Source organism: Komagataeibacter diospyri (genome assembly GCF_006538165.1).
GTDB classification, from domain to species: Bacteria; Pseudomonadota; Alphaproteobacteria; order Acetobacterales; family Acetobacteraceae; genus Komagataeibacter; species Komagataeibacter diospyri.
This window is the reverse complement of the sequence record NZ_BDLU01000037.1, coordinates 66,869-81,356: the sequence shown is the minus strand read 5'-3', so window position 1 is coordinate 81,356 and position 14,488 is coordinate 66,869. Positions and strand designations below refer to the sequence as shown.

11 protein-coding genes and 1 tRNA gene are annotated in these 14,488 nt (G+C 61.6%); 4 read left to right on the top strand and 8 right to left on the bottom strand.

The window, feature by feature from the left end; all coding sequences use genetic code 11:
* The first annotated feature begins 1 nt into the window (after nucleotide 1).
* The 4 genes from MSKU9_RS08920 to MSKU9_RS08905 all read left to right on the top strand — a co-directional run bounded on the left by MSKU9_RS08920 (nucleotide 2) and on the right by MSKU9_RS08905 (nucleotide 8,241).
* The gene (locus MSKU9_RS08920; RefSeq protein WP_227002434.1) at nucleotides 2-2,095 is read left to right on the top strand and encodes a putative bifunctional diguanylate cyclase/phosphodiesterase; all 2,094 of its coding nucleotides are present in this window, start codon (nucleotides 2-4) and stop codon (nucleotides 2,093-2,095) included.
* 65 nt (nucleotides 2,096-2,160) lie between these two features.
* Nucleotides 2,161-4,395, top strand: a complete 2,235-nt coding sequence (locus tag MSKU9_RS08915; protein ID WP_141261020.1) for an EAL domain-containing protein — start codon at nucleotides 2,161-2,163, stop codon at nucleotides 4,393-4,395.
* A gap of 75 nt (nucleotides 4,396-4,470) precedes the next feature.
* Nucleotides 4,471-6,690: a sensor domain-containing protein gene (locus MSKU9_RS08910; protein ID WP_141261018.1), complete on the top strand. Its 2,220-nt coding sequence runs from the start codon at nucleotides 4,471-4,473 to the stop codon at nucleotides 6,688-6,690.
* A 210-nt stretch (nucleotides 6,691-6,900) separates the two neighbouring features.
* Nucleotides 6,901-8,241, top strand: coding sequence for a dihydroorotase (locus MSKU9_RS08905; RefSeq protein ID WP_141261016.1), 1,341 nt, complete (start codon nucleotides 6,901-6,903; stop codon nucleotides 8,239-8,241).
* A 420-nt stretch (nucleotides 8,242-8,661) separates the two neighbouring features.
* On the opposite strand, the gene MSKU9_RS08900 is transcribed toward MSKU9_RS08905, so the two are convergent.
* The 8 genes from MSKU9_RS08900 to murA all read right to left on the bottom strand — a co-directional run bounded on the left by MSKU9_RS08900 (nucleotide 8,662) and on the right by murA (nucleotide 14,480).
* Nucleotides 8,662-8,737, bottom strand: a tRNA-Phe gene (locus MSKU9_RS08900).
* Between the two features lie 61 nt (nucleotides 8,738-8,798).
* On the bottom strand, nucleotides 8,799-9,005 hold the full coding sequence (locus tag MSKU9_RS08895; protein ID WP_141261013.1) for a DNA gyrase inhibitor YacG: 207 nt from the start codon (nucleotides 9,003-9,005) through the stop codon (nucleotides 8,799-8,801).
* On the bottom strand, nucleotides 8,998-10,128 hold the full coding sequence (locus MSKU9_RS08890) for a ribonuclease E/G (RefSeq protein ID WP_141261011.1): 1,131 nt from the start codon (nucleotides 10,126-10,128) through the stop codon (nucleotides 8,998-9,000). Before MSKU9_RS08890 ends, MSKU9_RS08895 begins: the two co-directional genes overlap by 8 nt.
* Entirely contained in the window at nucleotides 10,113-10,742 is a 630-nt protein-coding gene (locus MSKU9_RS08885) for a Maf family protein (RefSeq protein WP_162853806.1), read from the bottom strand. Before MSKU9_RS08885 ends, MSKU9_RS08890 begins: the two co-directional genes overlap by 16 nt.
* 17 nt (nucleotides 10,743-10,759) lie before the next feature.
* Nucleotides 10,760-10,978, bottom strand: coding sequence for a translation initiation factor IF-1 (gene infA, locus MSKU9_RS08880; RefSeq protein WP_010508114.1), 219 nt, complete (start codon nucleotides 10,976-10,978; stop codon nucleotides 10,760-10,762).
* Nucleotides 10,979-11,075: 97 nt separating this feature from the next.
* A complete protein-coding gene (gene hisD / locus MSKU9_RS08875; protein ID WP_141261007.1) occupies nucleotides 11,076-12,380 on the bottom strand; it encodes a histidinol dehydrogenase in 1,305 nt (434 codons plus the stop codon).
* Entirely contained in the window at nucleotides 12,377-13,177 is an 801-nt protein-coding gene (gene hisG / locus MSKU9_RS08870; RefSeq protein ID WP_141261005.1) for an ATP phosphoribosyltransferase, read from the bottom strand. The genes hisD and hisG overlap by 4 nt, the downstream gene beginning before the upstream one ends.
* A gap of 40 nt (nucleotides 13,178-13,217) precedes the next feature.
* Nucleotides 13,218-14,480: a UDP-N-acetylglucosamine 1-carboxyvinyltransferase gene (murA, locus tag MSKU9_RS08865; protein WP_141261003.1), complete on the bottom strand. Its 1,263-nt coding sequence runs from the start codon at nucleotides 14,478-14,480 to the stop codon at nucleotides 13,218-13,220.
* Nucleotides 14,481-14,488: the final 8 nt, after the last annotated feature.

Sequence of the window (14,488 nt, the reverse complement as noted above, 5' to 3'; positions counted from 1 at the left end):
AATGAGCAATCATATCTATGAACTGAGGGTTTATAACCCCTTTCTGCTTTCTGGTGCGCTGATCGTTTGTGTGCTGGGTGCATGGATTACCATGCGACTGGTCGCCCGCGTATCTGAAACCAGTGGCAGGCAGCGTGTCGGCTGGTATTTTCTGACCGCCATGGCGGGCGCCAGCTTTGTCTGGTGTACTCATTTTGCGGCCATGCTGGCCTATCATGCCGGCGCCGACGTGAATCTGGACCCGCAGTATACCGTGCTTTCGCTGGTGGCCATGTTCGTGGCCATGCCCTGTGCGGTCATGGTGGCGGTCAGGCTGCGCGGGCGCGGGGGCTGCATGCTGGGGGGAATTATCCTCGGCCTTGGTATCGCCAGCATGCATTATATCGGCATGGCGGCGTACCATATCGATGCGCCCGTCGTGTGGAACATGCCGCTGGCGATCGTGTCGGTCCTGATCGGCATCGGGCTGTCCGCCGCGGCCCTGCTGCTGGCGTTGCGCCCGGTCAGCCTGCGGCGCGAGATCGAAATGACGCTGGCCATGGTGGGTGCCGTGGCCGGGCTGCATTTCACCGGCATGGCGGCCATGCATGTCACCATGCACCCGCATATGCAGATGCTGCATGACAATGAACAGTTTCAGGCCATCGGCTTCGCTGTCATTGCCGGTTCGATGCTGACAATCATTGCCGGTATCGCCTGCTTTGTCATTGACGGCAGCGTGCGGCAGGAATCGTATGACGAACTGCACCGCATGGCCATGTCCGATGCGCTGACCGGCCTGCCCAACCGCATAAGCTTCAATGAACGCCTCAATCAGGAAGTCGCAACGGCTGACCAGAATGGCGAACAGTTTGCGGTCATTGGTATTGACCTTAATAAATTTAAGGAAATCAACGATACCCGTGGCCATGCGGCTGGCGATGTCGTGCTGACCACACTGGCCGGGCGTTTCAGCGCGCTACTGGGGGAAGGAGAATTCGTGGCTCGCCTGGGGGGGGATGAATTCATAGCCATCCACCGCACGTCGGATCAGGCGGAACTGCATGATTTCGTAAACCGCATCCAGCAGGCGCTGAACCAGCCCATTCCCATTGATGATTACATGGTGACCAGTGGCGGCAGCATCGGGGTTGCGGTCTATCCGGTTGATGCGACGGACAGTGAAACCCTGATCTCGCGTGCCGATCTTGCCATGTATCGCGCCAAGACCGACCTGCAGCATACGATCTGGTATTATGAAAGCTCGCTGGACCAGAACGTGCGTGAACGCCGTGCGATGGGTGATGACCTGCGCGACGCCATGACCAATGGCCAGCTTTCGCTGTTCTTTCAGGTGCAGACTGTCGTCGCGACGGGCGCGGTTTCGGGATATGAGGCCCTGCTGCGGTGGGAACATCCGGTGCGTGGCAGCGTTCCCCCCACGGAAATCCTGGACCTTGCCTATGAAAACGGCCTGATTATCGAACTGGGTGAATGGGTGCTGGACCAGGCGTGCCAGGCTGCGGTGGGCTGGGATGGGGATGTCCGTGTCGCGGTCAACATGTCCGCATCGCAGTTCCTGCTGCCGCGTTTTGCCGATACGGTGCAGGCGACCCTTGCACGCACTGGCCTGCCCGCGGGCCGCCTTGTCATCGAAATTACCGAGGCAACGATACAGCGTGACCGTCCGCGTGCCCTGGCCATGGCCCGTAAGGTGCATGCGCTTGGGGTCAGGCTTGCGCTGGACGAATTCGGTGGCCCGAAATCGGTCCTGTCGATGCTGCGCGAATTCCCCTTTGGCAAGATCAAGATCGACCGCACCCTCATGCAGCAGGTGGGCACGGACCCGGCCATGGCCGAACTGGTGCGCTCCGTCATGATCGCGGGTCATGCGCTGCAGGTCTCTGTTCTGGCGCAGGGGATCGAGACGCCGGCCCAGCTTGCGCTGCTGTCATCCGAAGGGTGTGACGAAGGGCAGGGCTACCTGCTTGGCCGTCCCGCGCATGCCCCCATGGCGGCAACCGTGCCAGCGCCTGCAGCCCCCACGATGCCACAGGCGTTCGCTGCGACGCCCATGCGTGCGGCGTGCGCCCCGTCATTCTATCCCGCCGCCTGATTGCCGGCTGGAATATTCCTATGAAACTGTGTGAGAAAGTAATGAACCCCCACGAAGCGCCTGCCATGACTGACGACCACAAGCCTGCCACCAAGCTGGACATGACAGCGGATGTCAGCCTCCAGCTGCTGGAGCAGGCAACGGATGGCGTCGTGATCATCAATGAGCGCAACGAGGTCGTGTTTTTCAACCCGGCAGCGGAAAAACTGTGGGGTTTCACCGAGGAAGAGGTGATTGGCCGCAATGTCAGCTGCCTCGTTCCCTCGGTCTATCGCGCCGATCATGACAGCTATATCTACAAGAACCGCAAGACGGGCGTGAACCGTATTGTCGGCACCTCACGCGAAGTCACGTTCGAGAACAAGGCCGGGGACTACATTTCGGGCGAGATGTCGATCTCGACCGCGCTGCTGGGGCCGGAAAAGAAGCGCTACTACATGGCCTTCATGAAGGGCGTGACCGAGGAAAGCCACCGCCGCAAGCTGCTGGACCTGCAGAATACGGTATTCCAGGCCATTTCCAATGACATGCAGGTGGAGGACGTAGCCGACCTCGTCTGCCGTGAAGTGGAAAGCTTTGTTCCCAACACGGTGTCCGCCATCATCCTGCTGGATGAAAACAACCGCCTGAGCATCCTGTCCGGTCCCGGCCTGCCGCGGCGTTATGCCGCAGCCCTTGAAAACATGTCCCTGACCGAAGGGGATCTTGCCGCACTGGGCAATGACCTGTCCGAAGCGAACAGCATCGTGTGGGACAGCTACCGCTCGCTCGGGATCTCGCTGGGGCTGCATAATTGCTGGGCTTCGGCCATCAAGTCGCGCAACGGGCGGATTTCGGGCATTTTCGCGCTGTATTCGCGCAACCAGTACAAGCTGAGCGACTGGCCGCAGAAGATCGTCACCGGTTGCGTGCCGTTCTGTAGCGTCGTGATCGAGAATTATGAGGCCCAGCAGCATATCTCGCAGCTGGCCAACCATGATTCCCTGACGGGTTTCCTGAACCGGACCGCCATCCACAAGGTCATCAAGTCGATGATCGACCGGCCGGGTGACAATCAGTTCGCGGTCTTCATGATCGACGTGGACCGTTTCCGCGATATCAACGACACCCTTGGCCACCAGAATGGCGATGCCTTCCTCAAGGCGATTGCCGAACGGCTGAAGGGCATGTCACGCAGCAACTATATCCTCAGCCGTTCGGGCGGTGATGAATTCGTCATCGTCATGCCCGACAGTGATGAAGCAAAGGCATCCGCCTTTGCCGAAAGCCTGATCAAGGCCATGCAGGAACCCATCGAGATTGCGGGCAACCTGCTTGTCGTCTCGCTTGGCATCGGCATCAGCGTGTTCCCTGAAAACGGGCCGGATGGCGAATCCCTGCTGGGCCATGCCGAAATCGCCATGCGCCGGTGCAAGAAGGAGGCGCGTGGTGGCTACTGTGTGTCCAGCACGGCGGATAACCGCGCGGCACAGGACCGGCTGCTGCTGGGGTCCGCGCTGCGTGAGTCGCTGGCCAAGGGCATGCTCAACCTGAATTACCAGCCGCAGGTCGATATCAAGACGGGCAGGCTGTATGGCGTGGAGGCCCTGTCGCGGTGGCAGCATCCGACGCTGGGCAACATCTACCCTTCACGTTTCATCGCGGTGGCGGAAGATACCGGGCAGATCGAGACGATCGGCACGTGGTCGCTGGAAGAAGCGACGCGCCAGATCATTGACTGGGAACGCCAGGGGCTGCATGTCCCTACGGTTTCGGTCAACCTGTCGGCAGCACACTTCCGCAACCGTGGCCTGCCTGCGCTGATCGAGCGTATCCTCAAGGAGCGCAAGCTGCAGCCTGAACGCCTGTGTGTCGAGATTACCGAAAGCGTCATGATGGACGAAAACGAGGACACGATGGAGGGGCTGGCCGCCATCCGTAACCTTGGCGTCGGGTTGTCGATGGATGATTTCGGGACGGGTTATTCATCCCTGTCACGGCTGACGCGCCTGCCGCTGACGGAAATCAAGATCGACCGCAGTTTCATCATGAACCTTGAACACGATCCCAATGCGCAGGCCGTGACCACGGCGGTGATCGGGATTGGCAACCGCCTGAACATGACCGTCGTGACCGAAGGGGTCGAGACGGAGGCGCAGCTCAAGCTGCTGCGGGGGCTGAACTGTGATGTGGTGCAGGGTTACCTGTTTGCCCGTCCCATGGCGCCCGATGCCCTGCTGAAATGGGCGAAAGGGCCGGACATGAAGCGCGTGTCCGACATGGCGCGCGATGTCCCGCATGAAGGCGAGCAGACAAAATAGGTCCCCGGGCGGTCCATGACCGCCCGCCCGTCCTGGTGCCTGCCTGGAAACAGGCATTTATAATTTTGGATTACCATGAAAACCGAGAACCCCAAGCCGCTTCCAGCTACCGAGACCATTCCTGACATCAGCTTTGAACTGCTGAATCAGGCCCGCGACGGGATGGTCATAATCGATGATCATAACATGATCCTGTATGCCAACCCTGCGGCTGAAACGCTGTGGGGTTACGACACCGGCGCGCTGGCGGGCAGGCCGGTGGGTGAACTTCTGGCCGCATCGGTCGGGAACAGCAGCCTGCCGATCGCCGTGGAGGCACCGGCACTGGAGCCGGTCGCGGGTGAGGTCACGTTTGAAAACCGCAGCGGGGATTACATCTCCGCCGAGGTCAGCCTGACGGCGGCACGGCTGGGGAAGGGTGGACGCACCTATCGCCTGATGATGGTGCGTGGCATTACCGGCGCGGGCCATCGCAGCCGGGTGATGGAACTGCAGAATACTGTTTTCCGCTCCCTTTCCAGCGAGATCCAGATTCAGGACGTGGCCGACATGGTCTGCCGCGAGGTGGAGGTGCTGGTTCCCAATACCGTCGCCGTGCTGATCCTGCTTGATGAACAGAACCGCCTGCGCATCCTGTCCGGTCCCGGCATGCCGCGCCGCTTTGCCGCGGCCCTGGAAGAAATGCGCCTGACGGATGCGGATATCGCAGCCCTGGCCAATGATCTGGGTGAGGCCACCACCATTGTGTGGGACAGCTACCGTTCCGTGGGCATCTCGCTTGGGCTGCACCATTGCTGGGCATCGGCCATCCGTACCCGCAACGGGCGCATCACGGGCATTTTCGCGCTGTATTCGCGTTCCGAACGCAACCGGGGCGAATGGCCGGCCCAGATCGTCAGCAGCTGCGTACCGTTCTGTGGCGTGCTGATCGAGCAGCACGAGGCGCGCCAGCATATCTCGCAGCTGTCGAACTATGACCCGCTGACCGGTTTCCTGAACCGTACGGCGGTGCATAAGGTGATCCGCTCCCTGATCGGTCAGCCGGGTGACAATCATTTCGCGCTGTACATGATCGATATCGACCGTTTCCGCGATATCAATGATGCGCTGGGCCATATCAATGGCGATGGGTTCCTGAAGTCCGTTTCCGAACGGCTGAAGGGTATTTCACGCAGCAATTATATTCTCAGCCGTTCCGGTTCGAATGAATTCCTGATTATCGTGCCGAATACGAACCAGGCAGACGCACTGAAATTTGCCGACAGGCTGCATGAATGCGTAAAGCAGCCGATTGAAATCGGTGGCAACATGATCGTGCCGACCCTGGGTATCGGCATCAGCCTGTTCCCCGAAAACGGGCCGGACGGCGAATCCCTGCTCAGCTATGCCGAACAGGCGATGCGTCAGGCCAAGCGTTCGGGACTGGGCATGACCCACCTTGCGCGTTCGGAAGACAACAAGGCGGCACAGGACCGGCTGCTGCTGGGGTCGGCGCTGCGTGAATCGCTGGCGCAGGGCCTGCTCAACCTGCATTACCAGCCCCAGATCGATGTGCGGAACAATACGCTGTATGGTGTGGAGGCCCTGTCGCGGTGGAACCACCCGACACTGGGCAACATCTATCCCTCGCGCTTCATTGCCGTGGCCGAGGAAACCGGGCAGATCGAAGCCATTGGCACATGGTCGCTGGAACGCGCGGTGCAGCAGATCCTGGAATGGGACGCCCATGGCATTTATGTGCCGACGGTAGCGGTTAACCTGTCGGCGGGGCATTTCCGTAACCGTAATCTGCCCGGTTTCATTGCCCGCCTGCTCAGTGACAGCAATCTGGAGCCGCACCGCCTGACGGTCGAGATTACCGAAAGCGTCATGATGACGGAAAACGAGGATACGAACATGGTCCTGCAGGCCATTCGTAACCTTGGCGTCGCCCTGTCGATGGATGATTTCGGGACGGGATATTCGTCGCTCTCGAGGCTGACGCGCCTGCCGCTGACGGAAATCAAGATCGACCGCAGCTTTATCATGAACCTGGAGCACGACGCCAACGCACAGGCCGTGACCACGGCGGTGATCGGGATTGGCGGGCGCCTTGGCATGACGGTGGTGACTGAAGGTGTCGAGACCGTGCGTCAGCTTGACCTGCTGTGTCAGCTTGGCTGTGACGTGGTTCAGGGATACCTGTTCGCCCGTCCCATGACGCCGCAGAAGCTGGAGGAATGGATCAAGGAAGGCAGCTTGCAGACCGTTCTGCAAAAAGCGCAGGAAGAACGTAAGATCGCGTCTGCGGACTGACATCCTCCCAGCATGTCAATGTAATGGCAGCACCCCGGTCCGAAAGGGCCGGGGTGTTTCATTATGGGGGTCATTACGGGTGAGGATGGTTTGCATGCTACCGGGCGCGTGCCATACATCGGGTCAGGACGTGGCGGGCACAGGCGTGGCCCGGCGCGATATTTTCCGCCCGCGCTGCCGACCTGCGGGCAATGGCCACAGGATAGTCCCATGACCTTACCCGTTTTTGATCTTTGTCTGAAAAATGGCAGCGTTGTCCTGCCTGATGCAACGGTCGTGACCGATGTATACGTGCGCGACGGGCGGATTGCCCGGATCGGGGGGCAGGGGGATGCCGGTCGCGTCATTGACTGTACCGGCCTGACCATCCTGCCCGGCGTCATTGACACGCAGGTCCATTTCCGTGAACCGGGCCTGACTGCGGCGGAAGATCTGGCGACCGGCAGCATGGCCGCCGTGATGGGAGGGATTACCGCCGTATTCGAAATGCCCAATACCAAGCCCGCCACCGACCGGCCCGAAGCCGTTGTCGACAAGCTGGAACGCGCGCGTGGGCGCATGTGGTGTGACCATGCGTTTTATGTGGGGGCCACGACCGACAATGCCGATCGGTGTGGTGAACTGGAAATGCTGCCCGGTACGGCGGGGATCAAGATTTTCATGGGGTCTTCCACCGGCAGCCTGCTGGTATCCGATGACGCGGTGCTGGAGCGCGTGCTGCGTTCGGGCCGCCGCCGTGTCGCCATCCATGCCGAAGACGAGGCCCGGCTGCATGAACGCCTGTCTGAACGCAAGGCAGGTGATCCATCCAGCCATCCTGTCTGGCGTGATGAGGAAACGGCCCTGCGCGCGACACAGCGTATCGTGCGTCTGGCGCGGCGCACGGGCCGGCGGATCCATGTGCTGCATGTCACGACACCCGCGGAACTGGAATTCCTGTCGGGGCACAAGGATATCGCCAGTTGTGAGGTAACCCCCCAGCATCTGACGCTGGCGGGTGAAGAGGCCTATGCCGAACTGGGCACGCTGGCGCAGATGAACCCGCCCATCCGTGGCCGCAAATGGCGTGATGGCCTGTGGTACTGGATGGGGCAGGGGGTGCCTGACATCATCGGGTCCGATCATGCGCCCCATACGTTGGAAGCCAAGCAGCGCAGTTATCCTGAAACGCCTTCGGGCATGCCCGGCGTGCAGACCCTGCTGCCGCTGATGCTGGACCATGTGGCGCATGGCCGCCTGTCGCTGCGTCGGGTGGTGGACATGACATCGGCCGGTCCGCAGCGCCTGTTCGGGCTGGTGCGCAAGGGGCGCATTGCCGTGGGGTATGATGCCGACTTCTCGGTGGTCGATCTTGCCGCGCGCTGGACGGTTCAGCAGGAATGGCTGGCTTCCAAATGTGGCTGGTCACCTTTTGTTGGTCGCGAACTGACGGGGCGCCCCATCGGCACGATCATTCGTGGCAATGTTGTCATGTGGGAAGGCCAGCTTGCCCCGACGGCCCAGGGTAAACCCCTGCTGTTTGACGCTACGGACCGCCCGCAATCCGTTTGAGCGTTGTCGCAGACAGGCAGACAGAAGGGCAGTAAAAGTTTCTGGATGCCGCTTTTTTCAAAAAAGCGGTATTCCCTGTAGCCCTTTGAAAAAAGCTTCACCTAAAACTTCTTGATGATTTGCAGTCTGTTTCAGACAGTCTCTTACTGGCCACAGGGGTAGCTACTCCGATTCCTTCTGCGGTCGTCTCCCATTTTTCAGCGCCAGACGGGCTAAACAGTAATGAAGCCCTGACCCAGGCAGATCATATGACCCGCGACATGATGGTGACCGCCGCATCGGCCTGATGCCACCTGTGCTATGGGGCGTCCCCAGGCATGTCAGGAATATGTGGGATAAGACAGCCGACTGGACCATGAACCGCAGGCTGTGCGGAATGACATGGACTTACAGATTTCATTATATTTTTTGAAATTTGAATGGTGCCCAAGGGCGGGATCGAACCACCGACACTGCGATTTTCAGTCGCATGCTCTACCAACTGAGCTACTTGGGCACCGGGCCGTCTGTCCGGCTATGTCAGGGCAGTCGGGACCGCCGTGACGTTGGACAAGCGTTTAACCTACCTCATCATCGGGATCAACCCGTCTTGTGTATTTTTCATCCTCTCCGGATGGAATCTCCGTCGAGGGCACGCGGTACTGGCCGGAAAACCAGCGACCCAGGTCAACATCGGCGCATCGGCGCGAACAGAACGGCCGGTATTGCTGCTGTGCGGGTTGACCGCAGACGGGGCAGGGGGGAAGGGTAGACTGTTCAGCCATGATCGAATCTCCAGCCATTGGCGGGCAGGCCCTGATCCATGACAGGCTGAAGTACGCGGCCCGTCAGGCGCATGAAGTCCTCCATCCAGCCCGGATGGTCCTGCAACAGCGCCATGATGCCATAACCACACGCCAGCATGACAGGGCCGCCATCGGGCGGCATGCCACGATAGGCCTGCATCTGCCCACGCAGCGCATGGAGCAGTCGGCCTTCGCGCGACTGGAACAGTTCATGCAGCGGCGGATGGATGCGCGGGCGGACAATTTCTGCCAGCCCAAGCGCCGTAAAGCCCAGGAAGCGCGGACGCAGCGGGTCGTTTTTCAGTAATGCCTCGACCGTTTCCGACAGCGCCCGGCGCTTGCGTATGGCAAGCCCCGCGACATCGACAATGATCGCGCCGGACAGGTTGCGCAGCCGCAACTGGCGCAGCAGGTCAGGCAGTGCATCACGGTTGGCGGCAAACTGTGCCGTCTGCTTGGGGCGGCGGTCCATGCTGGTGCCTCCGCCATCCATGTCGATCGCTACCAGCGCGGGTGTGGGCGTAATGCTGGCCGACATGCCGCCGGGCAATGGCACAACGGGATCTTCCAGCGCATCGGCCTGCGCGCGGAGGTCACTGTCGAACGCGCAGTTGACGCGGGTCAGGCGTGGGTGAAAGACAGCAGGCAGCAGGGTGCCAATGGCGACGTCATCAATGATGATGGGCGCCAGCGGGTAATATCGGGCCAGTCGTTCCAGCGGCGTAGGACCACGACGCAGCAGTTTTGGTTCCGCCCCACCGGGCAGGTCGGACGGCAGGTTGCGCGCACCCAGCCGCACGCCCTTGCCCCCCTGTGCGCTGCGGGTGACGGTCACAAGGACGGTCTGCCCCTGTGTCAGGGGACCAAGTCCTTCAGAATCCGGCAGGAAACCTGCCTGCTCCAGTCCCGGCAGGGTGATGAACGTGCCGCCAAGTGCAGGGACATGGGCGCTGACACGGGCGCGATAGATATCGCCCACGCCATCAGCCATGTCAGGCCGCCACAGGGCAAAATCCTGCATGACGTCATTGTCCATGACGGCGATGCGGACCTCTCCAGGGCTGCTGCTGGCGCAGATGCGCATGCTCACCGGAGCCAGCATCCCTTCTGGCCACGCAGCATCTGCGCGGTTTCAAACAGTGGCAGGCCGACAATGCCGGTGTAGCTGCCAGACATGAAGCGCACGAACGCCGCCGCCTGGCCCTGGATGGCATAGCCCCCGGCCTTGCCGTTCCAGTCACCTGCTTCAATCAGCGCATCGATCTGCACCGACGTCAGGCGGGAGAATGTGACCGTGCTGGCGACCAGCCGGTTGCCCGCGCGGCCACCCTGCCATGCGGTGGTGGGACGCAGGGCCACGGCGGTAAAGACGGTATGGCGCCGTCCGGACAGCAGGTTAAGGCACCTGCGTGCCGTATCCGCATCCTCCGCCTTGGGCAGGATGCGTCGGCCAAGGGCCACAACGGTATCGGCCGCGATGACCAGTGCCGGAATATCCAACGCGTCCGCTACGTGTTCGGCCTTTTCCGTCGCCAGACGCTGGGCATGGGAACGGGGCAGTTCGTCAGGCCGGGGCGTTTCATCGATATCTGCTGGATGAACCTGATCAGGAACCAGCCCGATCTGTCGCAGGAGCGCGAGCCTGCGGGGGGAAGCCGAGGCGAGGACAAGCTGCGCACCCGTATCCGCCCCGGATGGAGCGGTGTCTGCGGTCATGACCGACAAAGGGCGGCTTACTTGAAGCGGAACGTGATGCGACCTTTTGTCAGGTCATAGGGCGTCATTTCCACATTCACGCGGTCGCCCGCCAGCACGCGGATACGGTTCTTGCGCATCTTGCCGCTGGTATGCGCCAGGATGGTATGCTCATTATCCAGTGTCACGCGGAACATGGCATTGGGCAGCAGTTCGGTTACTGTGCCACTGAATTCGATCATGTCTTCTTTAGACATCGTGTCCTTCAATCATCAAAATTGCCGTCATGCTGCGGGCCCGCAGCGCAATACGGTTGGTTTATGTGGGGATACTCGTCGCCCGGGTCAAGTTTCCTTATGCGCGGCGATCAAGGTCGGCCAGCCGGACCGACACGCTCAGTGCATGTGCATCAAGGCCTTCGGCCTGTGCCAGGCTGACGGCGGCGGGCCCGATCCTGCGCAGCGACTCGGGCTGTGCCTCGATGAATGTCGTGCGCTTGATGAAGTCGAACACCGACAGCCCGGACGAGAAACGCGCCGTGCGGCTGGTCGGCAGCACATGGTTGGGACCACCGACATAATCGCCAATGGCCTCGGGGCAGTGCCGACCGACAAAAATGGCGCCAGCATGCCGCACGCGGTCAAAGACCGGGGCCGGATCATCGATCATGAGTTCCAGATGTTCAGGCGCTATGGTGTTTACAAGGTCGGCGGCCTCATTCAGGTCACGCACCGTGATGATTGCGCCATGGGCGTCCCAGCTGGTGCGGGCGATTTCAGCGCGCGGCAGGGTTTCCAGCTCGGTTGCGACCGCCTGTTCCACCTTCGCCGCCATGCCTGCATCCGGCGTAATCAGGATGGACTGGGCCATGGGGTCATGTTCCGCCTGCGCCAGCAGGTCGAGTGCGATGGCGCGGGGATCGTTGTTGCCATCCGCAATCACCACCACCTCGGATGGACCGGCGATGCTGTCGATTCCCACCGTGCCGAAGACCTGCCGCTTCGCTTCGGCCACATAGGCGTTGCCCGGTCCCACCACGCGGTCCACAGGTGCGATGGTGGCCGTGCCATAGGCCATGGCGCCCACGGCCTGCGCGCCGCCCACGCGGTAGATTTCAGTCACACCCGCGCGTCGCGCCGCCGCCAGCACCAGCGGATTGAGCGCGCCATCAGGCGTGGGCACGCACATGGCGATGCGCCCGACCCCCGCCACATGGGCGGGAATGGCGTTCATCAGCACGGAGGACGGATACGCCGCCTTGCCGCCCGGCACGTACAGCCCTACCGAGTCCAGTGCCGTCCAGCGCATGCCCAGCGTAACACCCGCATCATCCACGTAACGCATGTCGGATGGCATCTGCGCCTTGTGGAACGACTCGATCCGCGTGGCTGCGACTTCAAGGGATTCCAGCAATCTGGCCGGAACCTGCGCACAGGCGGCTTCGACTTCCGCTGCCGTGATCCGCAGGGTGGCGGGGGTGACATTGGCCCGGTCGAAACGGTTGGTGAATTCGCACAATGCGTCATCACCGCGTGCCCGCACGGCAGCCAGAATTTCGGTTACGGGGCCGTCCACGCGGGCGGTGTCGCTGTCACGGTCAGCCAGCAGGCCGGCGAATTCGGCTTTGAAATCAGGCTGGGTGGTATCAAGGCGCTTCATGCCTGCTGGTCCTTGGCTGGTGCGGAATTGGACGCCAGCGCCGTGCGGAAACGGTTGATGATGGCGCTTATGCGCTCGGGCTGGGTTTTCAGCGCCGTGCGATTCACGATCAGGCGGCTGGTGACATGGGCGATGGTGTGGGTTTCCTCCAGTCCGTTGGCGCGCAGGGTGGACCCCGTATCAACCAGATCAACGATCAGGTGGGACAGGTCCAGAACCGGGGCCAGTTCCATCGCGCCATGCAGGTGGACGATGCTGGCGTTGATGCCGCGCGCGGCAAAGTGACGGCGCGTGATGGAGGGATACTTGGTCGCGACCCGCACCTGTGACAGGCGGTTGGGATTGTCTTCAAGCCCGCTGCGGTCCTTGGGCTGGGCGATGGAAATGCGGCAGCCGCCGATGCCCAGATCAAGCGGGGCGTAGATTTCGGGGTAGTCGAATTCCATCAGCACATCAGCGCCGCATATGCCGATCTGCGCGCCGCCAAAGGCAACGAAGGTCGCGACATCGAACGAGCGCACGCGCACCACGTCAATGTTGGGATCATTGGTTTCAAAGCGCAGCAGGCGGCTTTTCTCGTCATTGAAATCCGGTCCGGGCACAATGCCCGCCCTATGCAGAAGCGGCGCCGCGGCTTTGAGGATACGGCCCTTGGGCAGGGCAAGTATCAGCGGGCTATCCGTTTCCGGAACGGCGGTCTGGGCCGGTGACAGGACGGTCAATGCATTCTCCGACATTGAAGGCTGGAGTTGCCCCGCATGGTACGGGGTGCCTCTGGTGACATGCGCGCATACCACATTCAGCCATCATGCAGGAAGGGCGCTTTTCTGGCGGCAGCTAGTCGGAAACGCGTTCGATATGCGCGCCGCACTGCGCCAGCTTGCGTTCCACGGCCTCGTAACCCCGGTCAAGGTGGTAGACGCGGCTCAGGATCGTCTCCCCATGGGCTGCAAGCCCCGCGAGGATGAGCGAGAACGATGCCCGCAGGTCGGTCGCCATGACTGGCGCACCAGACAGCGAATGCACGCCCCGGATAATGGCCGATGACCCATGCACGTTGATGCGCGCGCCCATGCGGTTGAGTTCGGGCACATGCATGAAACGGTTTTCGAAAATGGTTTCGGTCACCATCGATGCTCCTTCGGCAACCGACAGCAGCGCCATGAACTGGGCCTGCATGTCGGTGGGGAAGCCGGGATAGGGCTCGGTCATGATATCGACCCCGCGCAGTGCGCCGGTACGCTGTACGCGCACGGCCCCTTCCTCCTGCACCATCTCCACGCCCGCTTCTTCCAGCGCGCGCACGACGGCGCCAAGGTGTTCGACCTGACCGCCCACCAGGCGCAGCTCGCCGCCGGTAATGGCGGCAGCACAGGCATAGGTGCCGCATTCGATCCGGTCGGGCATGACGCGGTAATGCGCGCCATGCAGCCCGTCCACCCCGTCAATGACCAGCTTGCCCGTGCCGATGCCGGTAATGCGCGCGCCCATGGCGTTGAGGCAGCCGACAAGGTCCCCGATTTCGGGTTCACGTGCGGCATTGACGATTTCGGTGCGCCCCTTGGCCAGGGTTGCGGCCATCAGCAGGTTTTCCGTAGCACCCACGGAGGCGAACGGCAGGATCACCCGCTCCCCCTTCAGGCCGTGGGGGGCTTCGGCATGGATGTAGCCATTTTCCAGCGTGATCTTTGCCCCCAGCGTTTCCAGCGCCTTCAGGTGCAGGTCAACCGGGCGCGTGCCGATGGCGCAGCCACCGGGCAGCGACACGCGGGCTTCGCCACAGCGTGCCAGAAGCGGGCCGAGCACAAGGATCGATGCCCGCATCTTGGATACGATATTGTAGGGGGCCTCGGTATTGGTGATCTCGCCACCAACCGACAGTGTGCCACCGTCGCCGCTGACATCTTCCACCGTCAGGCCATGCTGTTCAAGCAGCCTGCGCATGGTGCGGATGTCCGCAATGCGCGGGACATTGTTCAGCACCAGCTTTTCGGAGGTCAGCAACCCCGCCACCAGCAGCTTCAGGGCGGAATTCTTTGCCCCGCCAATGACGATGTCCCCACGCAGCGGGTGGCCGCCGTGAATGATGAAACGGTCCATGACTTGCG